The organism is Aliiroseovarius sp. PTFE2010, assembly GCF_049943335.1.
Lineage (GTDB): Bacteria > Pseudomonadota > Alphaproteobacteria > Rhodobacterales > Rhodobacteraceae > JBNFVY01.
Genome location: NZ_JBNFVY010000004.1, coordinates 236,338 through 260,725, shown reverse-complemented (window position 1 = coordinate 260,725; position 24,388 = coordinate 236,338). Strand labels below are relative to the sequence as shown.

Annotated in this window: 22 protein-coding genes; 14 read left to right on the top strand and 8 right to left on the bottom strand. The window is 62.2% G+C overall.

The features are described 5' to 3' along the window. Positions 1-4: 4 nt before the first annotated feature. From nuoH to ACP2AV_RS09255, 11 genes are all read left to right on the top strand, one after another. Positions 5-1,045, top strand: coding sequence for an NADH-quinone oxidoreductase subunit NuoH (nuoH, locus tag ACP2AV_RS09305; protein ID WP_426372402.1), 1,041 nt, complete (start codon positions 5-7; stop codon positions 1,043-1,045). Between the two features lie 30 nt (positions 1,046-1,075). Further along, a complete protein-coding gene (gene nuoI / locus ACP2AV_RS09300) occupies positions 1,076-1,567 on the top strand; it encodes an NADH-quinone oxidoreductase subunit NuoI (RefSeq protein WP_426372401.1) in 492 nt (163 codons plus the stop codon). After that, positions 1,564-1,971 carry a carboxymuconolactone decarboxylase family protein gene (locus ACP2AV_RS09295; protein ID WP_426372400.1) on the top strand — a complete coding sequence of 136 codons (408 nt, stop codon included), beginning with the start codon at positions 1,564-1,566 and terminating at the stop codon, positions 1,969-1,971. The genes nuoI and ACP2AV_RS09295 overlap by 4 nt, the downstream gene beginning before the upstream one ends. Continuing rightward, entirely contained in the window at positions 1,968-2,576 is a 609-nt protein-coding gene (locus ACP2AV_RS09290) for an NADH-quinone oxidoreductase subunit J (protein ID WP_426372399.1), read from the top strand. Before ACP2AV_RS09295 ends, ACP2AV_RS09290 begins: the two co-directional genes overlap by 4 nt. Before the next feature lie 68 nt (positions 2,577-2,644). Beyond that, on the top strand, positions 2,645-2,950 hold the full coding sequence (gene nuoK, locus ACP2AV_RS09285; RefSeq protein WP_426372398.1) for an NADH-quinone oxidoreductase subunit NuoK: 306 nt from the start codon (positions 2,645-2,647) through the stop codon (positions 2,948-2,950). Between the two features lie 7 nt (positions 2,951-2,957). Further along, positions 2,958-5,066: an NADH-quinone oxidoreductase subunit L gene (nuoL, locus tag ACP2AV_RS09280; RefSeq protein WP_426372397.1), complete on the top strand. Its 2,109-nt coding sequence runs from the start codon at positions 2,958-2,960 to the stop codon at positions 5,064-5,066. Further along, the gene (locus ACP2AV_RS09275) at positions 5,066-6,601 is read left to right on the top strand and encodes an NADH-quinone oxidoreductase subunit M (protein ID WP_426372396.1); all 1,536 of its coding nucleotides are present in this window, start codon (positions 5,066-5,068) and stop codon (positions 6,599-6,601) included. The genes nuoL and ACP2AV_RS09275 overlap by 1 nt, the downstream gene beginning before the upstream one ends. Positions 6,602-6,611: 10 nt before the next feature. Further along, positions 6,612-8,051, top strand: a complete 1,440-nt coding sequence (gene nuoN / locus ACP2AV_RS09270) for an NADH-quinone oxidoreductase subunit NuoN (RefSeq protein ID WP_426372395.1) — start codon at positions 6,612-6,614, stop codon at positions 8,049-8,051. Then, a complete protein-coding gene (locus tag ACP2AV_RS09265; protein ID WP_426372394.1) occupies positions 8,041-8,793 on the top strand; it encodes a biotin--[acetyl-CoA-carboxylase] ligase in 753 nt (250 codons plus the stop codon). Before nuoN ends, ACP2AV_RS09265 begins: the two co-directional genes overlap by 11 nt. A gap of 12 nt (positions 8,794-8,805) precedes the next feature. Beyond that, the gene (locus ACP2AV_RS09260; protein ID WP_426372393.1) at positions 8,806-9,588 is read left to right on the top strand and encodes a type III pantothenate kinase; all 783 of its coding nucleotides are present in this window, start codon (positions 8,806-8,808) and stop codon (positions 9,586-9,588) included. Continuing rightward, positions 9,581-11,242, top strand: coding sequence for a ribonuclease J (locus tag ACP2AV_RS09255; protein WP_426372392.1), 1,662 nt, complete (start codon positions 9,581-9,583; stop codon positions 11,240-11,242). The genes ACP2AV_RS09260 and ACP2AV_RS09255 overlap by 8 nt, the downstream gene beginning before the upstream one ends. Positions 11,243-11,560: 318 nt before the next feature. Here the strand turns inward: ACP2AV_RS09255 and ACP2AV_RS09250 are convergent, their stop codons facing one another. Both ACP2AV_RS09250 and ACP2AV_RS09245 read right to left on the bottom strand, forming a co-directional pair. After that, the gene (locus ACP2AV_RS09250; RefSeq protein ID WP_426372391.1) at positions 11,561-13,168 is read right to left on the bottom strand and encodes a DEAD/DEAH box helicase; all 1,608 of its coding nucleotides are present in this window, start codon (positions 13,166-13,168) and stop codon (positions 11,561-11,563) included. Between the two features lie 210 nt (positions 13,169-13,378). Further along, positions 13,379-14,965, bottom strand: a complete 1,587-nt coding sequence (locus ACP2AV_RS09245) for a hypothetical protein (RefSeq protein WP_426372390.1) — start codon at positions 14,963-14,965, stop codon at positions 13,379-13,381. A gap of 208 nt (positions 14,966-15,173) precedes the next feature. Between ACP2AV_RS09245 and ACP2AV_RS09240 the strand changes: the two genes are divergently transcribed. Further along, positions 15,174-15,593, top strand: coding sequence for an OsmC family protein (locus ACP2AV_RS09240; RefSeq protein ID WP_426372389.1), 420 nt, complete (start codon positions 15,174-15,176; stop codon positions 15,591-15,593). Between the two features lie 192 nt (positions 15,594-15,785). Here the strand turns inward: ACP2AV_RS09240 and ACP2AV_RS09235 are convergent, their stop codons facing one another. From ACP2AV_RS09235 to ACP2AV_RS09215, 5 genes are all read right to left on the bottom strand, one after another. Continuing rightward, positions 15,786-16,565 (bottom strand): hypothetical protein, encoded by a 780-nt coding sequence (locus ACP2AV_RS09235; protein WP_426372388.1) that lies wholly within the window; start codon positions 16,563-16,565, stop codon positions 15,786-15,788. A 73-nt stretch (positions 16,566-16,638) separates the two neighbouring features. Continuing rightward, positions 16,639-17,118: an invasion associated locus B family protein gene (locus ACP2AV_RS09230; RefSeq protein ID WP_426372387.1), complete on the bottom strand. Its 480-nt coding sequence runs from the start codon at positions 17,116-17,118 to the stop codon at positions 16,639-16,641. A 72-nt stretch (positions 17,119-17,190) separates the two neighbouring features. Beyond that, entirely contained in the window at positions 17,191-18,225 is a 1,035-nt protein-coding gene (locus ACP2AV_RS09225; protein WP_426372386.1) for a VPLPA-CTERM sorting domain-containing protein, read from the bottom strand. 313 nt (positions 18,226-18,538) lie between these two features. Next, entirely contained in the window at positions 18,539-20,146 is a 1,608-nt protein-coding gene (locus ACP2AV_RS09220; RefSeq protein WP_426372385.1) for a peptide chain release factor 3, read from the bottom strand. 138 nt (positions 20,147-20,284) lie between these two features. Then, a complete protein-coding gene (locus ACP2AV_RS09215; protein WP_426372384.1) occupies positions 20,285-20,899 on the bottom strand; it encodes a hypothetical protein in 615 nt (204 codons plus the stop codon). Between the two features lie 247 nt (positions 20,900-21,146). Here ACP2AV_RS09215 and ACP2AV_RS09210 point away from each other — a divergent pair, with 247 nt between their 5' ends. Continuing rightward, on the top strand, positions 21,147-21,731 hold the full coding sequence (locus ACP2AV_RS09210) for a hypothetical protein (protein WP_426372383.1): 585 nt from the start codon (positions 21,147-21,149) through the stop codon (positions 21,729-21,731). Between the two features lie 121 nt (positions 21,732-21,852). Here the strand turns inward: ACP2AV_RS09210 and ACP2AV_RS09205 are convergent, their stop codons facing one another. Continuing rightward, on the bottom strand, positions 21,853-22,863 hold the full coding sequence (locus tag ACP2AV_RS09205; protein ID WP_426372382.1) for a Hint domain-containing protein: 1,011 nt from the start codon (positions 22,861-22,863) through the stop codon (positions 21,853-21,855). Between the two features lie 243 nt (positions 22,864-23,106). Here ACP2AV_RS09205 and ACP2AV_RS09200 point away from each other — a divergent pair, with 243 nt between their 5' ends. Beyond that, positions 23,107-23,886, top strand: coding sequence for an SDR family oxidoreductase (locus tag ACP2AV_RS09200; RefSeq protein WP_426372381.1), 780 nt, complete (start codon positions 23,107-23,109; stop codon positions 23,884-23,886). Positions 23,887-24,388 lie beyond the last annotated feature (502 nt).

Here is a 24,388-nt window from a genome sequence, read left to right as displayed (position 1 = left end):
CAAAATGGCTGAATTCTTTACCCAAACCAACCTAGGCATCCTGCTGGTCATTGTCGGCCAGTCGCTTTTGGTTCTTGTGCCACTGCTCGTCGCTCTGGCCTTCCTGCTTTATGCCGACCGCAAGATCTGGGCGGCGGTGCAGCTGCGTCGCGGGCCGAACGTGGTTGGCGTCTTCGGACTGCTGCAGAGTTTTGCAGATTTTCTGAAATATCTGGTCAAAGAGGTTGTGTTTCCGGCCGGCGCCGACAAGACGGTGTTCCTGTTGGCCCCGCTTGTGTCGCTGACGCTGGCTGTTGGCGCCTGGGCGGTCATCCCGTTCAACGAAGGTTGGGTGCTGTCGGACATCAACGTGGCGATTCTCTATGTCTTTGCCGTGTCCTCGCTTGAGGTCTACGGCGTGATCATGGGTGGCTGGGCGTCGAATTCGAAATACCCGTTCCTGGGGTCGTTACGCTCGGCCGCGCAGATGATTTCCTACGAAGTGTCGATCGGCCTGATCATTGTCGGGATCATCCTGTCGACCGGCTCGATGAATTTCAGCGATATCGTGCGCGCGCAGGATGGCGATCTGGGCCTGCTGAACTGGTACTGGCTGCCGCATCTGCCGATGCTGTTCCTGTTCTTTATTTCGGCGCTGGCCGAAACCAACCGCCCGCCCTTCGATCTGCCCGAGGCTGAGTCGGAACTGGTCGCGGGCTATCAAGTGGAATATTCGTCCACCCCATTCCTGCTGTTCATGATCGGCGAATACGTGGCGATCGTGCTGATGTGCGCGCTGGTGACCACGCTGTTTTTTGGCGGCTGGCTGTCGCCCATTCCGGGCTTGCCGGATGGTGTCTTGTGGTTCGTCCTCAAGGTCTGTGTCGCATTTTTCTTCTTCGCGCTCGTCAAGGCAGTCGTGCCGCGCTATCGCTATGACCAGCTGATGCGGATCGGGTGGAAAGTCTTCCTGCCGCTGTCGCTGGCCTGGGTCGTGATCGTGGCCTTCCTGGCCCAGTACGGTGCCTTTGGCGGGGCCTATGCCCGCTGGACGGTTGGGGGCTGACATGAACGCACAACGTATCGGAGCAATCGCATGAGCGTCGATTACACCCGCGCGGTGAAATACTTTCTGCTGACGGACATCTTCAAAGGGTTCGCCGTGGGCATGCGGTATTTCTTCAAGCCCAAGCCGACCCTGAACTATCCGCATGAAAAGGGCCCGTTGTCGCCGCGCTTTCGTGGTGAACACGCCCTGCGCCGCTATCCCAACGGCGAAGAACGCTGCATCGCCTGCAAGCTGTGCGAGGCGATCTGCCCGGCGCAAGCCATCACCATCGACGCCGAACCGCGCGACGATGGCAGCCGCCGCACAACGCGCTATGACATCGACATGACCAAGTGCATCTACTGTGGTTTCTGCCAGGAAGCCTGCCCGGTCGATGCGATCGTCGAAGGCCCGAATTTCGAATTCGCCACCGAGACCCGCGAAGAGTTGTTCTACAACAAGGAAAAGCTGCTGGAGAACGGTGAACGCTGGGAAGCCGAGATCGCCCGCAACCTGGAACTGGACGCGCCTTACCGATGACCGATTTTCAGAAAATGTTCGAGCAGATGATGGAGCAGGGCCAGCAGATGGTGCGTGCCTTCAATCCTGCGTTGGAGCATTTTCAGCCCTCGGCCTTCGACAAGATGTGGCCAACCATGCCGCGCGACATGATGGAAATGTTCTTTGGCAACGCCTTCAATCCCGACGGGCTGGATGCCAAGACCCGGATGCTGGTCGCCCTGGGTGGGTTGGTGGCGCAAGGCGCCGTGAACGAACCGGTGATCAAATCCACCGTGCGCCACGCGCTCGAGGCCGGGGCCACACAGAAAGAGATCGCCGAGGTGATCTATCAGATGTCGATGCTGGGCGGTTTGCCCGCAATGAACAAGGCGCTTGAAATGGCTCAGGTCATTTTTGCCGAAACGCAGGAGGAAGGCGCATGACGGTCGCCGATTTTGCATTCTACGTCTTTGCCATCGTGCTGGTGGCGGCGGGGCTGTTCACGGTCATCGCGCGCAACCCGGTGCATGCGGTGCTGTGGCTGATTCTGACATTTTTGACGGCTGCGGGGCTGTTCGTGCTGTTGGGCGCGGAATTCGTGGCGATGATTTTGGTCATCGTGTACGTCGGCGCGGTCGCGGTGTTGTTTTTGTTCGTGGTCATGATGCTGGACGTCGATTTCGCCGAGCTGAGGGCGGAAATGGCCAAGTACATGCCACTGGCCCTGCTGATCGGGGTCGTGATCCTGATGCAGTTTGCGCTGGCCTTTGGCGCATGGACCAGTGCCGAGCAGGCCGCCGGTCTGCGCGTTGCCCCGATTGACCCGAACATCCAGAACACGGCCGCTTTGGGCCAACTGATCTATGACGACTACATCCTGATCTTCCAGCTGGCCGGTCTGGTTCTGCTGGTCGCGATGATCGGGGCCATCGTGCTGACTTTGCGCCACCGCCAGAACATCAAGCGCCAGAACGTACTGGCCCAGATGTGGCGCGATCCGGCCGAGGCGCTGGAGATGAAAGACGTCAAGCCCGGGCAGGGGCTGTAACCGCCGGGGGCGACCCCGAAATGAATAAACCGCCGACAGGGCGGGGGGACATTGAGACGAGGGACGACATGGTCGGACTTGAACATTACCTGACAGTGGCCGGAGCGCTGTTTGTCATCGGCATTTTCGGGCTCTTTCTGAACCGAAAGAACGTCATCATCATCCTGATGTCGATCGAACTGATGCTTCTGGCGGTCAACATCAACTTCGTCGCCTTCTCGTCCTTTTTGGGCGATCTGGTGGGGCAAGTGTTCACCATGTTCGTGTTGACGGTTGCTGCCGCCGAGGCCGCGATCGGCTTGGCCATCCTGGTGTGCTTCTTCCGCAACCGCGGCACCATCGACGTCGAAGACGTCAACGTGATGAAGGGGTAATCGAGCCATGGCGACCATCATCCTCTTTGCGCCGCTCATTGGCGCGCTCATCGCTGGCTTTGGTTGGCGGATCATCGGCGAAAAGGGCGCGCAGTACCTGACGACGGGGCTGCTGTTCCTGGCTTGCCTGTTGTCGTGGATCATCTTTCTTGGGTTTGACGGGGAAACCCAGCAAATCCAGATCATGCGCTGGATCGAAAGCGGTTCGCTTTCCACCGATTGGAGCATCCGTCTGGACCGCCTGACGGCGATCATGCTGATCGTGGTGACGACGGTTTCGGCGCTCGTGCATATGTATTCGCTGGGCTACATGGCCCATGACGAAAATTTCTCCGATGCCGAACCCTATCGCGCACGTTTCTTTGCCTATTTGTCCTTCTTCACCTTCGCGATGCTCGCGCTGGTGACGGCCGACAACCTGGTTCAGATGTTCTTCGGCTGGGAGGGCGTGGGCGTCGCCTCGTACCTGCTGATCGGTTTTTACTTCAAGAAACCCAGTGCCAACGCTGCGGCAATGAAGGCCTTCGTCGTGAACCGCGTCGGCGACTTTGCCTTCGCTCTGGGTATCTTTGGCCTGTTCTTCCTGGTCGACAGCATCCAGATGGATGACGTGTTTGCAGCCGCGCCGACCCTCGCCGAAACCCAGTTGCGCTTCTTGTGGACCGACTGGAACGCGGCAAACCTGCTGGCCTTCCTGCTGTTCGTCGGGGCAATGGGCAAATCGGCGCAGCTGTTCCTGCATACATGGCTGCCGGACGCGATGGAGGGCCCGACGCCCGTGTCGGCCCTGATCCACGCCGCAACGATGGTGACCGCGGGCGTTTTCCTGGTCTGCCGCATGTCGCCGCTGATCGAATACGCGCCTCAGGCCAAGATGTTCATCATCTATATCGGGGCGGCCACGGCCTTTTTCGCCGCCACCGTCGGGCTGGTACAGAACGACATCAAGCGCGTCATTGCCTATTCGACCTGTTCGCAGCTGGGCTATATGTTCGTGGCCGCAGGCGCAGGCGTTTATTCAGCTGCCATGTTCCACCTGTTCACACACGCGTTCTTCAAGGCGATGCTGTTCCTTGGGGCCGGGTCGGTCATCCACGCGATGCACCATGAACAAGACATGCGGAACTACGGCGGTTTGCGCAAAAAGATCCCCTTTACCTATTGGATGATGATGATCGGCACATTCGCCATCACCGGCGTCGGCATCCCGTTGACGCACATCGGGTTTGCCGGGTTCCTGTCCAAGGATGCGATCATCGAAAGCGCCTATGCCAGCGGTGTCGGGTTTGCCTTCTGGGCCTTGGTGATCGCGGCGCTGTTCACCAGTTTCTACAGCTGGCGCCTGATTTTCCTGACCTTCTATGGCACGCCGCGCGGGGACAAGCACACCCATGACCACGCGCATGAAAGCCCGGCAGTCATGACGATCCCGATGGGCATCTTGTCGCTGGGGGCAATTTTTGCCGGCATGATCTGGTACGGCAGTTTCTTTGGCGATCATGATCAGGTGAACCGCTTCTTCGGCGTTCCCGCCCATCACGAGGAAACCGCTGATCTGGGGGCAAGCGATGACCACGGCGCCGCCGAGGCGCATGCGCAAGCTGACGATCATGGGGCAGGCGATCCCGCCGCTACGGATGATCACGCAATTGCGGGCGTTGCACCGCAGGGCGCGATCTTTATGGCGCCGGACAATCACGTGATGGACGATGCGCACCACGCGCCCACGTGGGTCAAGGTGTCGCCGTTCGTTTCGATGCTGATCGGTCTGGCGCTGGCCTGGCTCATGTACATCCGCAAGCCCGAACTGCCGGGCATCCTGGCCCAGCAGCAAAAGCCGCTCTACAATTTCCTGCTCAACAAGTGGTACTTTGACGAAATCTACGATTTCCTGTTTGTCCGCCCGGCGCAGGCGTTGGGACGCTTCTTGTGGAAGCGCGGTGATGGCAAAATCATCGACGGGACATTGAACGGCATCGCCATGGGCTTCATCCCGATGCTGACGCGCCTCGCGGGGCGGGCCCAATCGGGGTACCTGTTTCACTACGCATTCGCGATGGTTCTGGGGATAGCGCTTTTGATTACCTGGATGACGATCGGCGGGGGGGCTGAATAATGGAAAACCTCCTTTCCCTGATTACGTTTTTGCCATTGTTGGCGGCTCTGATCATGGCGCTGCTTCTGCGTGGCGACGATGAGGCGGCGCAGCGAAACGCCAAATGGCTGGCCATGTTCGCGACCACCGCGACGTTCCTGATATCGCTGTTCGTGATTGCCGAATTCGACCCGAACGACACCGGGTTTCAGTTCGTGGAAGAGCGCGATTGGCTGATGGGTCTGACCTACAAGATGGGCGTGGATGGGATCAGCGTGCTGTTCGTGATGCTGACCACCTTCCTGATGCCGCTGGTGATCTGGTCCTGCTGGGATGTCAAAATCCGGGTCAAGGAATACATGATCGCGTTCCTGGTTCTGGAAACCCTGATGCTGGGCGTTTTCATGGCCCTGGACCTGGTGCTGTTTTACCTGTTTTTCGAAGCTGGCCTGATCCCGATGTTCCTGATCATCGGCATCTGGGGCGGGGCGAACCGCATCTACGCGGCGTTCAAGTTCTTCCTCTACACCTTCCTGGGGTCGATCCTGATGTTGGTGGCGATGGTCGCCATGTATGTGGATGCGGGCACGACGGATATCGTCGCGTTGCTGAGCCACGAATTCAGCGCCGGCCCGATCACCGTGCTGGGCTGGCAGGTCGCAGGCGGGATGCAGACGCTGGCCTGGCTGGCTTTCTTTGCCAGTTTCGCGGTGAAAATGCCGATGTGGCCGGTGCACACCTGGTTGCCGGACGCCCACGTGCAGGCCCCGACGGCCGGGTCGGTTGTGTTGGCCGCGATCTTGCTGAAAATGGGCGGCTATGGCTTTCTGCGCTTCAGCCTGCCGATGTTCCCCATCGCATCAGATATGTTTACCCCGCTGGTGCTGTGGTTGAGTGTGATTGCCATTGTCTACACCTCGCTTGTGGCGCTGGTGCAGGAGGATATGAAAAAGCTGATCGCCTATTCGTCCGTCGCCCACATGGGCTATGTGACGGCCGGTATCTTTGCCGCCAACCAGCAGGGTGTTGACGGCGCAATCTTTCAGATGATCAGCCATGGCTTTGTGTCGGGCGCGCTGTTCCTGTGTGTCGGCGTGATCTATGACAGAATGCACACCCGCGACATTGACGCCTATGGCGGCTTGGTGAACCGGATGCCGGCCTATGCGCTGATCTTCATGCTGTTCACGATGGCCAACGTGGGGCTGCCCGGGACCAGCGGGTTCATCGGGGAATTCCTGGTGCTGATGGGTCTTTTCCAGGTCAACACCTGGATCGCCATGATCGCCACGACAGGTGTGATCCTGTCAGCGCTCTATGCGCTTTATCTCTATCGCCGGGTCGTCATGGGCGATCTGATCAAGGAAAGCCTGAAGTCGATCACCGATATGAGCGCCCGTGAAAAATGGATCTTCGCGCCGCTCATCGTCATGACACTGTTGCTGGGCGTCTATCCCAGCCTGGTGACCGACATCATAGGCCCCTCGGTCGAGGCGCTTGTCGACAACTATCAAGCCGCGCTGCCAGCCGACCAGCTGGCATCGGCAGAACATTGAGGGGCCGGACATGAGCTCTGTTGATATCTCGACCGTTTTGCCCGAGCTGCTGCTGGCTGTCTACGCCATGCTGGCGCTGGTCTTTACCGTCTACACGGGCAAGGACAAGATGGCGCCGTTGCTGGTCTGGGTGACCGCCGCTGTCATGGCCCTGTTGGGCCTTTGGATCGGCGTAACCGGACAGGGCGCCGTGATCGGCTTTGGCTGGATGTATGTCGATGACGCCTTTGCGCGGTTTGCCAAGGTCACGATCCTGCTGTCCGCAGCCGCCGTCCTTGTGATGAGCGAAGGCTACATGGCCAAGCGCGATTTGCTGCGTTTTGAATACCCGGTGCTAGTGGCGCTGGCCACGGTCGGCATGATGGTCATGGTGTCCGCGGGCGATCTGATGGTGCTTTACATGGGGCTCGAGCTGCAGTCTCTGGCGCTGTATGTCATCGCCTCGCTGCGCCGCGATAGTGTGAAATCCACCGAAGCGGGCCTGAAGTATTTCGTGCTGGGCGCGCTGTCCTCCGGCCTGCTGCTGTTTGGTGCATCGCTGGTGTATGGCTTTGCGGGCACCACTGCGTTCAGCGGCATCATCACCGTAGCGCAGGACGGACATGTTTCGCTGGGCCTGTTGTTCGGGCTGGTGTTCATGATCTCGGGTCTGGCGTTCAAGGTCTCGGCGGTTCCGTTCCACATGTGGACGCCGGACGTTTACGAAGGATCGCCCACGCCGGTCACCGCCTTCTTTGCCACCGCGCCCAAGATGGCGGCTATGGGTCTGTTCGCCCGGCTGATGCATGACGCGTTCGGGCAGGTCACCGGCGACTGGACGCAGGTCATCGCCGTTCTGGCCGTGGCGTCTATGCTGTTCGGTTCGGTCGCCGCGATCGGGCAGACCAACATCAAGCGCCTGATGGCCTATTCTTCGATCGCGCACATGGGGTTCGCGCTGATGGGGCTGGCCGCGGGCACGGCGGGCGGCGTGCAGGCGATGCTGACCTACATGGCGATCTATGTGACAATGAACATCGGCACCTTCGCCTTCATCCTGACGATGGAGCGTGACGGCCAGCCGGTCACCGATATCGCCAGTCTGAACCAGTATGCCAAACGCGAACCGCTGAAAGCGCTGGCGCTGATGGTGTTGTTCTTTTCGCTGGCCGGTGTGCCGCCCTTTATCGGCTTTTTTGCGAAACTGGGCGTGTTCCTGGCCGCATGGCAGGGCGGGCTGTCCCTGTTGGTGGTCGCAGCCGGGATCGCGTCGGTCATCGGTTTGTTCTATTACCTGCGCATCGTCTATTACATGTACTTCGGGGAAGAGGGCGACAGCCTGGATCCTGTTGGCGCCGTCGTGCCTTGGGTGTTCCTGATGGCATCCGCCGCGATCATGTTGGTCGGCGCGGTCAACCTGTTCGGCGTTGACGCCATGGCCGCACAAGCGGCGAACGCTCTTGTCCGATAACTGGCCCCCAGGTGTCGGGCGGCGCATCCTGCCCGAAACCGATAGCACCAATGCCGAGGCCGCCCGCGTGGCGGCTTCTTTGCACGGCCCTGAATGGATTCTGGCGTTGACGCAAACCACCGGGCGGGGGCGCCGCGGCCGGGCGTGGGTCATGCCGCCGGGCAATTTCGCCGCGACGCTGGTCATGCGCCCTGCAGAGCCGCCCCAAAAGGTCGCCCTGCGCAGCTTTGTGGCCGCGCTTGCCCTGCATGACGCACTTGTTCGGGCCACCGGGCGCACCGACCCTTTTGCGCTGAAATGGCCCAATGATGTGTTGATGAACGGTGGCAAGGTCGCCGGTATCCTGCTGGAAAGCACAGGGCAGCATGATGCAATCAGCCATATCGCAATCGGCATCGGGGTGAACCTGGCCGCAGCGCCCGATCCAGATGACGTCGAGCCGGGCGCGGTGCCACCCGTCAGCGTGTTGGGCGAAACCGGCGCGCGGATCAGCCCCGAAGAATTCCTGGACCTGCTGGCCCCGGCCTATACGCATTACGAAACGCAGTTCCTCACCTACGGGTTCTCGCCGATCCGGCGCGCGTGGCTGGCCCGCGCCGCCCGGCTGGGCGAGGTGATCACCGCGCGCACCTTGCGCGACGAAACCACCGGTACCTTCGAGACGGTGGACGAGGCCGGCAATCTTGTTCTATCCACGCCAGCAGGCCGCAAGACGATCGCCGCGGCAGAGATATTTTTCTGAAAGGGGCTGGCAATGCTGCTTTGCATCGATACCGGCAACACGAACACCGTGTTCGCGATCTGGGATGGCGGGGAATTTGTTGCCACCTGGCGGGCCTCAACCGAGCATCTGCGCACCGCCGATCAGTACTATGTCTGGCTGTCCACGCTGATGAAACTGGACGGGATCGAAGCCGATATCACCGAAGTCATCATCTCGTCGACCGTGCCGCAGGTTGTGTTCAACTTACGTGTTCTGGCCGACCGCTATTTCAATTGCCGCCCGCTGGTTGTGGGCAAACCCGAATGCGCGTTGCCTCAGGCCGCGCGCGTGGACGAAGGCACCACCGTCGGTCCGGACCGGCTGGTCAATGCCGCGGGCGCCTATGACCGGTTCGGGGGCGATCTGATCGTCGTCGATTTCGGCACGGCGACCACCTTTGACGTGGTGGCCGCCGATGGCGCCTACGTGGGCGGGGTGATTGCGCCCGGGGTCAACCTGTCGCTACAAGCCCTGCACGAGGCCGCCGCCGCATTGCCCCATGTGGATGTCACCAAACCGCAAAAGGTCATTGGCACCAACACGGTCGAATGTATGCAATCGGGCGTGTTCTGGGGCTATGTCGGGCTGGTACGCGGCATCTGCGACCAGATCCGCGCCGAATACGGGCGCCCCATGCGTGTGGTTTCGACCGGCGGCTTGGCGCCCCTTTTTCAGCAGGGCGATGCGCTGTTCGACGTCTTTGACGAATTTCTGACGATCCACGGGCTGACCGTCATCCATAAATACAACAAGGACCAAGGCAACCATGAGTGAACGCCTGATATACCTGCCACTTGGCGGCGCCGGCGAAATCGGCATGAACTGTTACGTCTACGGCTACGGCCCTCAGGGCAAGGAGCGTTACATCCTTGTCGATTTGGGCGTCACATTCCCGGACATGGACGGATCGCCCGGTGTCGATCTGATTTTTGCCGACATCGAATGGATCGCCGAGCGGGCCGACCGGCTGGACGCGATCTTTATCACCCACGCGCACGAAGACCACATCGGCGCGGTGGGACACTTGTGGCCCCGGCTCAAGGCGCCGATCTATGCGCGCTCGTTCACCGCCCATCTGGCGCGCCTGAAGTTCGAAGAACGCGGCCATGACGAACTGGCGATCAAGACCGCCAACAAGTTCCCCGAAATGGTCACGGCCGGGCCGTTCAAAGTGGGGTTCATGCCCATTTCCCATTCGATACCCGAAAGCAGCGCGCTGGTGATCGACACACCAGCAGGGCGGATCGTGCACACCGGCGATTTCAAGGTCGACACCCAACCGGGCGTTGGCGAACCCTTTGACCACGAAGCGTTTTCCGAATTGGGCCGCAGCGGCGTCAAGGCGCTGGTTTGCGATTCCACCAACGTGTTTTCGCCCAAACCGGGCCGCTCTGAAGCGGAAATCATCGACAATATCACCGCGCTGGTGGCCGATGCGCCCAAGCTGATTGCGGCGACGACCTTTGCGTCGAATATCGCGCGGGTCAAGACGCTTGCCGAAGCCGGATCGAAGGCGGGACGCTCGGTTGTGCTGCTGGGTCGGGCGATGCGGCGGATGGTGACGGCCGGGATCGAAACCGGCATTCTGACTGATTTTCCCAAGGTGGTCAGCCCCGAGGATGCGGGCAGCATTCCACGCGAAAACCTGATGCTGCTGACCACGGGCAGCCAGGGCGAACGGCGCGCGGCCACGGCGGCGCTGAGCCGGGGAAAATACCTGGGCTTTCAGCTGCAAGAGGGGGACACGTTCCTGTTCAGCTCGAAAACCATTCCGGGCAATGAAATGTCCGTCGCGCGGATCCTGAACAACTTTTCCGAAATGGGCGTGGACGTGATCAACGACAGCGATCTTTACCACGTGTCGGGCCACGCCAACGCGCCGGATCTGTCCCAGATGCACGAGCTGGTCCAACCCCAGTTCCTGATCCCGATGCACGGCGAACACCGCCACCTGCGCGCCCATGCCAAACTGGGCGGCAAGAACGGCATCAAGTCGGTCATCGCGCCCAATGGCACCATGGTCGAGCTGCAGGGCAACGAACCCAAGATCACGGAATTCGTCGAAACTGGAAGGACTTACCTGGACGGCCGGGTGCAGATCGGGGCGATGGACGGCATCGTGCGCGACCGCATCCGCATGGCGCTGAACGGCCATGTGGTGTGCACGCTGATCATCGACGAAAACGACGAGCCGTTGGGCGAGGCGTGGTGCGAGCTGAGCGGTCTGGCCGAGGTCGGCGCCAGCCGCGCGCCGCTGATCGATGTGCTGGAAGAAGACGTGAACCAGTTCCTGATGCGCGCGGGGGCCAAGACTCTGCGCAATGACGACCGGCTGGAAGAAGAAATCCGCAAGATCATCCGCAAATCCGCGGACAGCGAAATCGGCAAGAAACCCGAAACGACCGTGATCGTCAGCCGTCTGGGCTGAGGCCGGCGGGCGGATTCTTAACCCGGTCTGACGACAGCGCCCGCGCCCCAAGGGGGCGGGCCGCGCGTCATTGGAACGCTCAATCGAATCAACAGGTTAATGGCCCAAAGGCCTGTCGGCTTTGTGTCGGCAAACTGTCTGCATCGCGTCTGCTTGACGTCGGACATGCGTCGGGCAGCTGCCGGGCAGGGGCTGGATTAACGCAACGCCCGATACCCGACCCGATGACCGCCCCAATAGCCCCATGGCTGCGCGCTATGACCCGGAACGCAAAAGGCGGGCCACTGGCCCGCCTTTGTTCGCGTTATCAAGCAGATGTCAGCCCGTGCGCCGTTCGTCAAAGCTGAGCGCAATAAAATCGGGCAGATGATCGCCCATGCCGACGGGCGTGTCGTCATCAGCTTTCTTGCGCCCGCGCCCGCCGCGGGTGCGTTTGGGTTTGTCAGCGGGCGACTCGGGTGCCCTATCTGGCGCTCTGTCTGGTGCAGAGTCTGGAGCCTTATCCGCCGCTTTGTCTGCCGCTTTGCCCGCGTCGCTGTCCGCAGCCTTTTCCGCAGTCTGGTCCGCAGACTTGTCGTCGCGGGCTTGGGCGGCATCATCACGCGCGCTGTCCGCGCCAGACGGTTGCCCGGCCTGGGTCGCCTGATCGGGCGAGGTGTCGGCGGTGTCGGCATCCCTGCGCCGACGGCCCCGGCCGCCGCGGCTACGCTTGGGTTTGTCTTCGGCTGCGGGCTGGGGGGCGGTGCTGGCACCCTGGGTGTCTTCGGCGCCACTGGGGGCGGCGGGGTTTGCCAGCCGGTTGATCGGCTTGCCCAGCAGTTTTTCAACATCGTCCAGGTTCTTTTCGTCGCGCGGTTCGCAGATCGTGATGGCCTTGCCGTCACGCCCTGCGCGGCCCGTGCGGCCGATGCGGTGCACGTAATCTTCGGCATGGCCGGGCACGTCGAAATTGATCACATGGCTGACCGATGGCACGTCAAGTCCGCGCGCGGCCACGTCCGAGGCCACCAGGATTTTCAGTTCGCCATTGCGGAACCCGTCCAGGGTGCGCGTGCGCTGCGACTGATCCAGATCGCCGTGGATCGGCGCCGCGTCATAGCCGTGTTTCGTGAGCGACTTGGCCACGACATCCACGTCCATCTTGCGGTTGCAGAAGATGATGGCGTTGGTCAGGCTGTCGCCTTCGCCGTCGATCAGCGCGCGCAGACATTTGCGTTTTTCGCTGGCGGTGCGGTCGCGGCGGCTGCCTTTGAACATCACCACGTGCTGTTCGATCCGCTCAGAGGCAGTGGCCTGGCGGGCCACTTCGATCTTGGCGGGGTTGGACAGGAAGGTGTTGGTGATACGCTCAATCTCGGGCGCCATGGTGGCGCTGAAAAACAGGGTCTGACGGGTAAAGGGCGTCAGGCTGAAGATCTTTTCGATGTCGGGGATAAAGCCCATGTCCAGCATGCGGTCGGCTTCGTCGACGACCATGATCTTGACGTCCGACAGGATCAGCTTGCCGCGTTCGAAATGGTCCAGCAGGCGCCCCGGCGTGGCAATCAGCACATCGACGCCCTTGTCAATCGCCGCGTCCTGTTCCTTGAACGACACGCCGCCGATCAGAAGCGCCTTGGTCAGTTTCACATGTTTGGCGTAGGTGTCGAAGTTTTCGGCCACCTGCGCGGCCAGTTCGCGCGTGGGCGCCAGCACCAGGCTGCGCGGCATGCGCGCGCGCGCGCGCCCACGGGCCAGCATGGTGATCATCGGCAAGGTAAAGCTGGCGGTTTTGCCAGTGCCGGTCTGGGCGATCCCCAGAACGTCGCGCCCGTCCAGCGCAGGGGGAATGGCCCCGGCCTGAATGGGGGTAGGGGTTTCGTAGCCGGCCTCGTCGATGGCCTTTTGAACCTTGGGGCTGAGGTTCAGATCACTGAATTTCGTCATATCTCTCCGATCGGGTGGCGCAGGGATCTGCGCGTTTGTCCGCGTGTGTTGCGGACAAGTCGGGCCCGCATCGTCGGGGAAGGCGCGACCCGGACGGTCTTGGCCCCGTAAGGGGAGCCTTCCGATGGCGCGTGGCTACCGCAAAAACCCTGCCGCGTCAATGAGACAGCAGGGCTGCGGCGCGTGCATGGCCGGGCGAGGCCCGCCGGCTCAGGCGCGCGGGGGCGTTTGCGCGGCGCGCGCAAGGGTGGCGTCCTGGCGGGGCTGCACCATCGCGGCCACTTTTGCGTCGTCTTGCAGGTCGCCCAGATCCGAGCCCAGTTCGTCGGTATAGGGCACCGCGTCCAGCGCGGGGTTGGCGCGGTGGATGATGTCATTGACCACGTCGCGCTTGCGGCGGGCCACATCGTCAAACCCCAGGGCCAGCCCGATCAGCCGCCGCGCGTTGAACGGCGACAGGTACAGGTTGCGCGACAGGCCCGGAAAGGTCGCCCCGATTGACGACGGATAGTAGATTTCCAGGAACATGAAGTCGATCTGCTTGGCCTGTGCGGCGGGTGGCAGGGTTTGCAGCCATGCGCGGTAATCGGCGTCGAACCGGGCATGGATCCGGGCGCGCTGGTCGCTGGGGCCGATAAGCAACTTGTTGATCTGCCAGTTGAAATTTTTCCATTTGCGCTTGTCGGTGTGGGCGACATAGACGGCGCGCAACAGATCCGTCTGGTGGCCGCGCAACACCACCGTGTTGGGCGCCAGGCCCGAAATCGTGTTGGTCTGGTATTCGTCGGGCAGCGGCAGTTTGGTGGCGGTGGCGACGTGAAAGGCGGCCTGGGCCTGGGCCAGCGATCCGTCGCGCGGGCGCTTGACCTTGCGCTTGTCGTTGACTTGGTGCGGCTGGCCCACCGCCGCGCAAAGCTGTTCGGCCAGCGCCGCATCGCGCCGCGTGGCATAGTTGTTGATGTTGGTGAAAATGGCGGTGACGTTGTCCAGCGCCTGCCCGCCCATGGCCAGCAGCAGGCGGCTGTCGCGCCCGCCGGTCAGCGGCAGATAGCTGTCGAACCCGCCCGAGATATTGGTCATGTGGGCGCGGGTGGTGGCGATGATCTCGTCCATCGCGGCGTCGGGATCGGACAGGGCAAAGCTGTCTTGCCGGGGCCAGAACCGGGTTTCGTGAAAATTGTCCAGATCGAGGTAAAAGTTGGGGTTCATCCGGCGCACCGCACGATCGCGCGTGTGAAAGAGCGAATATTTGCCGCCGTGCTCTTCGTGCCAGCGGTGATCAAAAGCGGGGTTCAGTTCGACGGGCCGGTCCAGGCAGAGCAGCGGGCTGGCCGCGACGCGCCCGGTTTCGCGGTTGTAGACCGCGCCGTGCATGGTGGCCGGGTCGGTGTAGACGCGCGTTTCGTCATTCACCGCCAGCAAGATGGTGTAGCGCCCGGCCAGATCGTCCAGCCAGTCATGAAACCGGTCCAGCGCGCCGGGCGTGCCGGACAAAAGGCCGGGAATGCGATGGCTGGGGCCCAACAGCCCGCCGGGCAGCGAGGCGATGCCGGTCAGATACCCGATGTGCTTGCCGGTTTCATCTTCGATCCGGGTGCGCGCCATGTTGGGCGGGCTGTACAGGATCCACCCGGCCAGCTTGCAGGTGGAAAACCCCGGCAGATCAAGGGTTTCGCGCGTGATGAGGTATTGCTGGCGAAAGGTCCGCCAAAACGGCAGATCCTGCGCTGCGCATTGGGCCAGGGCCTCGATTGGGGCTGAAGTGGATGCCGCAGTTGGGGCTGCAGAAGGTGCCATGATGCCTCGTGTCGTATTTTTCGCCCGGTCTTTCGTTCAGTCTTGCGCGCCAGGGGCAATCTTGCGCGCACGGGGCTGCGGGTAAAGCGGGGCGGGGGCGTTTTCGCGCAGGTGCGTCCCGCGGGTGACAATTAGCGGTGCATGGGGGGAACTGACCGGCGTGCCAGCCGTTGTCCAGCTACATGACCCCGGAAATTGGAGACGCATCATGATCAAGAAACATGGATCCGCCAAGTGGAAAGGCAGCCTGCAAGAGGGAACCGGTAGAATTTCGACCGAAAGCGGCGCCCTGTCAAACACGCCCTATGGCTTTAACACCCGGTTCGAAGGCGCGGCCGGCACCAACCCCGAAGAACTGATCGGCGCGGCCCATGCCGCCTGTTTTTCCATGGCGCTATCGAACATCCTGGGCGACAAGGGCATCACGCCGGACAATATCGAAACCACATCGACCGTCCATCTGTCGATGCAGGACGGGCCCAGTATCGAAAAGGCCCATCTGGACGTGGTCATCACCGCCGACGGCGACAAGGACACCATCATGGCCTGCGCCAAAGAGGCCGAAACCGGTTGCCCGGTGTCCAAGGTGCTGGATTGCGAAATCACGATGGACGCCCGGATCGCCTAGGGTTTTAAGCCGGTTTTTCGCCGGGCCGGTGCGATGAAGGCGTAGATGAACGCGCATGCGTTTCGCCAGCGCTTGTTTCGCGCGCCCTTGTTTCGCGCGCCCTACTGTGTCGCGCCCCGGCCTGCAGGGCGGGGCGGCGGGCAGTTTGCGTCGTTCTTGGTCGGCCTGCACCACGCCCGCACCACAGCCGTATCAGGCGCGGCGGGCTTTCAGGAACTTGTGGCGGATCGTCATCAGGCGGCGAAAGACGGTGCGCTCATCCGCGTCAATCTGCCGGAACAGATCTGCGCCCAGCTTGCCCGATGGCCGGCCGGCGTTGGCCTGGATCAGACCGTGGATCTGGTTCAGCACGTGCAGATCCAGATCGCCGTTGGTGACGGAAAACGGGGACAGCCCCAGGGCCAGCTTGCCCTTTTTACGATTGCCCAGCTTGGGCACCTGCGCGGGGCCAAGGCCAAGGAAGCTGCGGTCGGTGTCGCCCAGTTTCATCATGCCCAACACCAGGAACATTTCGTTGCCCAGGCGGCGCTCGGCTTCGGTCAGCCCATGGCTGCCAAAGGTGCGGATGGCCGAAATTTTCCAACGATTATCAAGGGTTTCGATCAGGTTGTCGGCCTGTTCGTCCCAGATGCGGTGCCAGAGCACCTGCATGTCTTGCGGAAAATTCACGCGCCGCGACATCATGATGAGCTGCGCCACAAGGAAGTCCAGTTCCGATTGCCCCGAAAATTCGTGCGCCAGCTTGGTGCGCCGCCCGGCGAAATCGGTCGCGGGCACATGCGGGCCGTCATAGGGGCCAAGATCGGGGAGCGTGCGCGCGCGCAGCGCATCAAGGTCGATGTCCAGCGCGGGCAGATCGCCGTCGCGAAAGTCAAAGGCGCGCCGGGCGTGCTGGATACGATCGTGGATCGCATCGAACCCCTGCGGATAGCTGCTGGACGGGGACGGGCCGGGACCGGGATCGAATTTCATGATGCCTGCCTTGGTTGTTCGCGGGCCACGCTAGCCAGTTGCGTCAGGCAGGGTCAAGCCGCGATGGCCGCGGTCACTGGCCCAGTTCGGCGCGCGCGCTGGCCAGCGCCTGGGACAGGCCATCCATCGGGGCGGCGACGCTGAGCGGGCGCTCTTGGCCCAGGGCAAAGAACTGGATTTCGGCGGTGTCCGCGCCGGCAAAGGCGTCCAGCGTGGCCGCGTTCACTTCGGCAAAGCCGCGGCAACCATCGGGGAAGCACGACTGGAATGGGGCCTTGATTTCGGTGTCCTCGGCCACAAGGCGAATGCCCGCTTCGATCGCAGTGCCCAGCGGGACCAGCGCGCCCAGGTGGTTCGTGCCGTCCTTGTTGACGATGGCCACGAAGGTGCTGGCGCGGCGGCCGGACTGGGCTTCGGTCATGGAAATGGTCAGGGTGCAGCGGTCGGGCTTGCACTGGGTTTGCCAGCCTTCGGCCTCTTGCGCGGCCAGCGGCGCGGCGGACAGGCAAAGGGCGGTGCCAAGAACGATTGCGGGGGTGCGAATAGCCATCATGGATCCAATATCATCAGAGACAAAAACGGGCGCAGTGTGCGCCCGTTTTCAGTGTTGTCAAAGGGAAAGCGCTCAGGCTTTCTTGCGACGGCTCGCCGCGGCCAGACCGCCCATGCCGGCGATCAGCAACCAGCCAGCGGCGGGAAGCGGAACAGCCGCGCTGCCGCCACCGGGCGGGGGAACAACAACGGTGCCACCCACGCCGGCGAAGGCGAAGATGTAGGTCGGTGCCAGATCGGTCGTGCCGTCGATGAAGCCGTCCTGATCCGCGTCATCTGCCGACCAGCCATACGAATACAGTTCGGCCCCGACTGCGCCAAGCGCGGCGTCAGCTGCGGTTTCGCCAAGAGCACCGCCGTAGAAGATGTCGAAGCTATAGGCTTCGCCGGCCAGGATGCTGCCAAGGGCAAAGTCGAACGCCGCGCCGTGATCGGAGGGGCCACAGGCGGTAAAGTCGACGTCTTCGCCGCACCCGCCAATGTCGAGCAGGTCGGGTCTGGCGATGATGTTGGTATCAGCGAACCCGTCATCCGAACTTTCGTCCAGAAGCGTGGTGGTTGCCGTGCCGCCAATGGTGACGAATTCTGAGAATGGGGTGGGCGAGGTGTCCCAGTCCATCGCGCGGCGATAGGTGACCGCAGCGATGTCGCTTGCGCCGGTGTTTTCCAGCGTCACGGACACTTTATAGAGCGACGCGGTTGCCGAGGGCGTAAATTCGTGGGTAATCCGCAGGTCGCTGCCGATCAGATCGACAACCGAGGTTGCCGTTGTCGCGGTCGAGGTGAAGTTGACAAGCGACAGGCCCGACGCACCACCGGAATTGTTGTTGGCATCGCCGCCAACGCCATCGGCTGCAATGCCCCAGCCTTCGCACAGGCAGCCATGCGAGGTGGATTCGTATTCGTCGCCGCTGGCGGTGTCGACGAAGCGCATGCCGACAATGGTTTCACCCGCAACGTCTGCGGCGCCGCCGCCGATGTTGAGTTGGCCGAAATCATCGACCCCGAGCATGACGTCGCCCGACGCGATAATGGCGCTGGCCGATGCCGTGCCGGACAATGCCAGCAAAGCCGCGGTTGCCGCGCCCATGAGATGAAGTTTCTTCATTACTTCCTCCTGGAAAATGAACAGTAAAATGAAATTGGGCCCACAGGGGCCCTCAATGCACAAAAAGTTTACCACGGATTAAACGCTGATCCAGAAAAATTTGCGCGTTTTGCGTTTGCAATTTGAAAGTCTGAACAAGGCTTTGAAAATTGGATCACAATCATGGATTGCAATGTATTTTATCGTTCTGAGATGCGAAACAATCTTTCGCGATGCGCGGAAATAGCGCGCAAAAATAGGGGTCTAGCCGCGAAAGCGGGTGATTCTGTGTGGTCGGGCAGGGGCGGTGTGCGCGCCCGGCGGGGATGGCCGATCAGACCATCATTTCCTTGGTGGCCGACAAGGTCAGTTCGGGGTGGTCGCGTTCGATCCGGTCGATATCCCACTGCAAGCGTGTCAGGTACACGATGTCGCCGTCGTGGTCATGGCTGATGTGCTGCTTGTTGGCATTCACGAACGCGTCCACCGCATCCTTGGGGCCGGTGACCCAGCGCGCCGAGGTGAACTGCGATTGTTCAAAGCGCACCGGCAGGCCGTATTCCAGTTCGATCCGCGAGGCCAGAACCTCAAATTGCAGCGCGCCGACGACGCCGACGATAAAGCCCGACCCGATCGAGGGTTTGAACACCTTGGCCGCGCCTTCTTCGGCGAATTGCATCAGCGCCTTTTCCAGGTGCTTGGCCTTCATCGGATCGCCCGGCCGCACGCCTTGCAAAAGCTCGGGCGCGAACGACGGGATGCCGGTGACGCGGATCGCCTCGCCTTCGGTCAGGGTGTCGCCGATGCGCAGCTGGCCATGGTTGGGGATGCCGATGATGTCGCCGGCCCAGGCCTCTTCGGCCAGTTCACGGTCCGAGGCCAGAAACATCACCGGATTGGTGATCGCCATCGGTTTCTTGCTGCGCACATGGGTCAGTTTCATGCCGCGCTGAAAATGCCCCGAGGCCAGGCGCAAAAACGCCACGCGGTCGCGGTGCTTTGGGTCCATGTTGGCCTGCACCTTGAACACAAACCCCATCACCTTTTTCTCGTCCGGGCTGATCTGGCGGGGCGTGGCGCTCTGGGGTTGCGGCTGGGGGCCGAAATTGGCGATGCCGTCCATCAGTTCCTTGACGCCAAAGCTGTTGATGGCGCTGCCGAACCAGATCGGGGTCATGGCGCCGTGCAGGAATGACTCGCGGTCGAAGGCGGGCAGCAATTCGCGGGCCATTTCAACCTCTTCGCGCAACTGCGCCAGCTGCGCGGGGGGGATGTGATCGGCCAGTTTGGGATCGTCCAGCCCGTCGATCTTGACGCTTTCGGCGACCTTGTTGCGGTCGGCCCGGTCCATCAGTTCCAGCCGGTTGTTGAGCATGTCGTAACAGCCCAGGAAATCGCGGCCCATGCCGATGGGCCAGCTTGCCGGGGTCACGTCGATGGCCAGGTTTTCCTGGATCTCGTCAATGATTTCAAAGGTGTCGCGGCTTTCGCGATCCATCTTGTTACAAAAGGTCAGGATCGGCAGGTCGCGCAGGCGGCAGACTTCGAACAGTTTCTGGGTCTGGGATTCCACGCCCTTGGCCCCGTCGATCACCATGATGGCCGCGTCCACGGCCGTCAGCGTGCGATAGGTGTCTTCGGAAAAATCGCTGTGACCGGGCGTGTCGACCAGGTTGAACCGGTAGGTGCCAAAATCAAAGGACATCGCCGATGCGGACACCGAAATACCGCGGTCCTGCTCCATTTTCATAAAGTCAGACCGGGTGCGCCGTGCCTCGCCCTTGGCGCGGACCTGGCCCGCCATCTGGATCGCGCCGCCATAGAGCAGGAATTTTTCCGTCAGCGTCGTCTTGCCCGCATCCGGGTGGCTGATGATGGCAAAGGTGCGCCGCCGGGCAATTTCGGCGGGCAGGTCGGGGGCATTTTCGGCGCGGGTCAACATGGGCGCGATATACGGGCGGTCGGGGCGCGCGACAAGGGGCCGTGTTGAGGGGCCGCGACAAGGTGCCGTGTTGAGGTGCCGTGTTGAGGGGCTGTGCAAGGTGCCGTCGCGGGGGGCGTCTCGGGGGGGGCGTGTCGTTCAGCGTTCGCCCAGCAGATCGCCGGTGACGTCATGTGTGCCGTCCGGCGCAGTGATCGGCCCGGCAATGGTGCCTTGGAACCAGTCATAGGTGGGGCCCACGAAGTTCCCTTCGAGCAGCAGCGGATCGAATTCGTCTGACACATGCGCGCCCGCATCCGACGACAGTGTGCCGATCACGTCGGCGCGCACGATCGGGGCGACGTTCGGATCGCCGGTCATGTCGATTTCGCCGTGGGTGATATCCAGTTCGCCCCGCAGCGATTCATCGTCCTGCGTGACGATGTCATAGACGCGGCCGGTCACCTCGCAGCAGTCCCAATCGGCGATCACGTCGACAGACCCGGCCAGCGCGTAGCCGCTGCCATCGCTGAGTGAAACAAGGCCGCTATAGGTTGCGGTGCCCGACTCGGGCAGGTCGTTGGGGGCGGTAAAGGCGCCGCTGCCAGAGGCGAAGGCGTCAAAATCGGCCTGTCGTGCGCTGATGTCGCCCAGGATTGCGGCGAAGGCGCCTGGCGTCGTGCCGCCACCCCCCGTGCCAGCCCCGGTCGTGGTTCCGGTTTCGGCGCCCGAACAGGCGGCCAGAAATCCGGTCAAGATCAACATATGGCGCATGGGCGCGTCTCCTGCTCGGGTCCGTCCTATGCAGCCCTTGGGCGCACAATCCCAACAATAGGCTGGGGTTGCAAGCGTTCGCTTGGCCCGGCGGCGGCGGATGCGCGGGTTTGCGTAGGCCAAATTGTCTTTGGTGTCAGCGTGTTGCATGGATGTCAGTGGCCTTGGCGCCGCCGCCGGCCCGCACGCTTGTTGTTTGGGGCCCGGCGCGGTAAAACCCGGTCGCCGGGTTTGGGGGTCAGTGATCTTGCGACAATTCGTTTTGATGGCGGTGTTGAGCGCGGGTGCCGCGTGCTCGGCCTCAGGCGATGATCCGTTCACCGGGCAGACGGATTTGGTGGACAGTCAGATCGATGCGCTGGGCCGTATCGAGATTACCCCGGCCGCCGCCATGCCAACCACCGGAACGATGCGCTTTGATTCGCTGCTATATGTCTTGGTCGACATGGATAGCTCGCGCGCGAATTCGCCCGGCGATGTTCAGGCGGTCGGCGCGGGGCGGATCGTGTCGGATTTCGGCCCGGCCAAGTCGATAACCGGATCGTTCGACGATTTCGTGGGCGTGGCGCCCAGCGGCAATAACGTGGCGGTCGGGGGCGCGATCGCGCTGGACAACGGCACGATCGGCGCGGCCAAGGCGAATGGGTTCGAATTCACCGTGGCCGGGCGCCTGACCGTCGAGGGCGGCACCTATGATGTCAGCGACACCGTGTCGGGTCGGTTCGTGGGCACGCCGATTCAGGGGTTTGTCGGCACCGGGGCGGGCGCGCCGGTGCTGGTGGACGGCAGCACGGCGCGGACGGGCGCGGTGGTGGTGACGGCCACGAACTGAGGTGACGACCTGAGGTGACGCTGGGGCGCCCAGGCCTTTTGTCACGCTGGGGTTTGTTGCGCTGGGGCGCACAGGTTTGACGTGGCTCTGGTTTGACGTGTTTGACGTGGCGCTGGCGCGCTTAGACGCGCGAGGCGCGGCGCAGCAGATCGACAGCATCGGCGCCCTGTATCAGCGAGTCATCAACTTCGAACGCGGCGGATGTCGTCACGTCGAGACCGCGGTTGAGCAGGCTGGAGCGCACTCCTTCCGGCAAAACGGCAGTGACCTGGGTGTCGACAAACAGGCTTTCGGCGGCGATGCCTTCGGCGTAGATGATCTCGTGCTGATCGAAAAGCAGCTGGTAATAATCCACAAAGCCGCCATCCGATTGCACAACACTGTCGCCGTTGACCAAGAGGCGCGCCTTGACCATCACCTCGGACCGTCCGGCCCGGATCTTATCGCGGCGCTGATAGATGAACAGCCGGTGGTTGGGCGACAAGGTCAGGTCGTTGGCGTTGTTCAGAACGCCCTTTTTGATCACGATCGGCGCAAAGGCCCCGGTGGCGCGGACGGTTTGCTGGCCGATCCAGCGAATGTCGCGCGGGCCATTGTCGCGCGTCAGGATGCGGTCGCCGACGCGCAGGTCTTCAATCGGTTTCTGGGCGCCATTGGCCATGGTGATCAGCGTGCCGTGGGCAAAGCTGACGCAGGCCATTTGCGCAAGCCGCGCACGGGCGGCGGTGCGGTCAATCCTGACCAATGCGTATTCGGTTTGCGGGGCAAGGGGGGCCAACGGCAGCAGGTAGCTGTCGGTGTAGTACCCATCTTCGGTTTCGACCAGCACCAGCGCTTCGACCGTGCTGCCATCCGGGCACATGAAGGTCGCGCAATGATCCGTGACCAGCGTGGCGCCGGCGCGGCCAAGCTGGCTTGTCGCGCCAATGGTAAAATGATCGCCCGCCGGGGCGACCGACAGCCCATGCGTGCGCGCATTGGGGCGCAGCGCATAGATATCGTCCAGCGCCATTTCGCGCGCATCGGTGATCCCATCGCCCAGATTCGCGCCGCTGGTCACGCAAAAATCCCCTGACCGATAGACCGGCAGGGTGCGTTCTGGCGTCGGCTGAATCGCGTTATGTCGCGTCAATGGTCGCTCCTGGTTCTGGTGGCCCTGGGGTTTGCCCTGCGCAGTCCCGGGGTTTGCGCTGTTCAGTCCCTGTGCAGTGCGGTTCCCGCCCGAAGTCGCGCAGATATAGGTATTGGCGCGACGCAGGGTAATGGCAGGCGACGGCTGGCGGTGCAGGGGCCAGTTTCAGGGAATTGTTGCTGGAAACCGTGGCAAGACTGCGGCATGGTCCGCACGAATTCACGACAATGGTGGGGAAAACACATGGATCTGGGTATTTCTGGCAAGCGCGCGCTGGTCTGCGCGTCATCCAAGGGGTTGGGGCTGGGCTGCGCGCGCGCGCTGGCCGAAGCCGGCGTCGATCTGGTGATGAACGCGCGCGGGGCCGATGCGCTTGAGTCCGCCGCACAGTCGATCCGCGATGATTTCGGCGTGGACGTGGTGAACGTGGTCGCCGACGTGACCACGCCCGAAGGACAGGGCGCGGTGCTGAAGGCTGCCCAAGGGGTGGATATTCTTGTCACCAATGCAGGCGGTCCGCCGCCGGGCCTGTGGAGCGACTGGGAGCGCGAGGATTTCATCCAGGCCCTGGACGCCAACATGCTGACCCCGATCGCGCTGATGAAGGCGCTGCTGCCGGGGATGATCGACAAGGGCTGGGGGCGGGTGGTCAACATCACCTCGCAATCGGTCAAGGCCCCGATCCCGGCGCTGGGCCTGTCCAATTCGGCGCGCACCGGGCTGACGGGCTATGTCGCGGGGACATCGCGCCAGGTCGCCCAGCACGGGGTGACGATCAACAATCTGCTGCCGGGCAACCATGATACCGACCGGATCGCATCGCTGGACAGCACCGTGGCCCAGCAGCAGGGCATTGGTCGCGACGAAGCGCGCGCCGCCCGCGAGGCGACGATCCCCGTGCACCGCTACGGCACGGCCGAGGAATTCGGCGCCACCTGTGCTTTCTTGTGCTCGCAGTACGCCGGGTACATCGTCGGGCAGAACATCCTGCTGGACGGTGGCGGCGTCAATTCGACCATGTAGGGTGCGTTGGCGGTTGCGATAATACACAATTATATGAGTATGTTGCGCTGCTATCTTGATGTGATCCGAGATGTGACCTGAGGGATGTGGGCCGGGGGCGCATGTCTGCTGCGTTCCGGGCGTCATGCTCTTCGGTGCCACGCTTTTTTGGGCTCCTTGCTTTGCGGTGCGATATACTCGGGCCGCCTTTCGGCTTTGCAGTATTTCGCCCCCCATACGCAGGCGTATGGGGCGAATAATTGAAGCTATATTTTCCCTCTAAATTCAAATAGAAACCAAGCGATCTTAAACCTGATCAGGCAGTTCTGATGTCCCGGGGATTGCATCGGCGTCTTGAATGGCGCGACCAATCTGGCAGTGGCACACGACAGGGCACAAGACAGGGCAACAAAGAACGTTGCCCGGCGCACATTTCTGGACCGGCTGAACTGGTCTGCCGATCCACCCCCAGCCCGCGCTGGACCCGCATTTCGCGCTGGCCGATGCCTGGCCTGACCCTCGC

What these genes read in the sequence shown, in the direction of transcription:
- nuoH (WP_426372402.1), top strand. Translation starts at nt 5, where the DNA reads ATGGCTGAATTCTTTACCCAAACCAACCTAGGCATCCTGCTGGTCATT.
- nuoI (WP_426372401.1), top strand. Translation starts at nt 1,076, where the DNA reads ATGAGCGTCGATTACACCCGCGCGGTGAAATACTTTCTGCTGACGGAC.
- ACP2AV_RS09295 (WP_426372400.1), top strand. Translation starts at nt 1,564, where the DNA reads ATGACCGATTTTCAGAAAATGTTCGAGCAGATGATGGAGCAGGGCCAG.
- ACP2AV_RS09290 (WP_426372399.1), top strand. Translation starts at nt 1,968, where the DNA reads ATGACGGTCGCCGATTTTGCATTCTACGTCTTTGCCATCGTGCTGGTG.
- nuoK (WP_426372398.1), top strand. Translation starts at nt 2,645, where the DNA reads ATGGTCGGACTTGAACATTACCTGACAGTGGCCGGAGCGCTGTTTGTC.
- nuoL (WP_426372397.1), top strand. Translation starts at nt 2,958, where the DNA reads ATGGCGACCATCATCCTCTTTGCGCCGCTCATTGGCGCGCTCATCGCT.
- ACP2AV_RS09275 (WP_426372396.1), top strand. Translation starts at nt 5,066, where the DNA reads ATGGAAAACCTCCTTTCCCTGATTACGTTTTTGCCATTGTTGGCGGCT.
- nuoN (WP_426372395.1), top strand. Translation starts at nt 6,612, where the DNA reads ATGAGCTCTGTTGATATCTCGACCGTTTTGCCCGAGCTGCTGCTGGCT.
- ACP2AV_RS09260 (WP_426372393.1), top strand. Translation starts at nt 8,806, where the DNA reads ATGCTGCTTTGCATCGATACCGGCAACACGAACACCGTGTTCGCGATC.
- ACP2AV_RS09255 (WP_426372392.1), top strand. Translation starts at nt 9,581, where the DNA reads ATGAGTGAACGCCTGATATACCTGCCACTTGGCGGCGCCGGCGAAATC.
- ACP2AV_RS09250 (WP_426372391.1), bottom strand. Translation starts at nt 13,168, where the DNA reads ATGACGAAATTCAGTGATCTGAACCTCAGCCCCAAGGTTCAAAAGGCC.
- ACP2AV_RS09245 (WP_426372390.1), bottom strand. Translation starts at nt 14,965, where the DNA reads ATGGCACCTTCTGCAGCCCCAACTGCGGCATCCACTTCAGCCCCAATC.
- ACP2AV_RS09240 (WP_426372389.1), top strand. Translation starts at nt 15,174, where the DNA reads ATGATCAAGAAACATGGATCCGCCAAGTGGAAAGGCAGCCTGCAAGAG.
- ACP2AV_RS09235 (WP_426372388.1), bottom strand. Translation starts at nt 16,565, where the DNA reads ATGAAATTCGATCCCGGTCCCGGCCCGTCCCCGTCCAGCAGCTATCCG.
- ACP2AV_RS09230 (WP_426372387.1), bottom strand. Translation starts at nt 17,118, where the DNA reads ATGATGGCTATTCGCACCCCCGCAATCGTTCTTGGCACCGCCCTTTGC.
- ACP2AV_RS09225 (WP_426372386.1), bottom strand. Translation starts at nt 18,225, where the DNA reads ATGAAGAAACTTCATCTCATGGGCGCGGCAACCGCGGCTTTGCTGGCA.
- ACP2AV_RS09220 (WP_426372385.1), bottom strand. Translation starts at nt 20,146, where the DNA reads ATGTTGACCCGCGCCGAAAATGCCCCCGACCTGCCCGCCGAAATTGCC.
- ACP2AV_RS09215 (WP_426372384.1), bottom strand. Translation starts at nt 20,899, where the DNA reads ATGCGCCATATGTTGATCTTGACCGGATTTCTGGCCGCCTGTTCGGGC.
- ACP2AV_RS09200 (WP_426372381.1), top strand. Translation starts at nt 23,107, where the DNA reads ATGGATCTGGGTATTTCTGGCAAGCGCGCGCTGGTCTGCGCGTCATCC.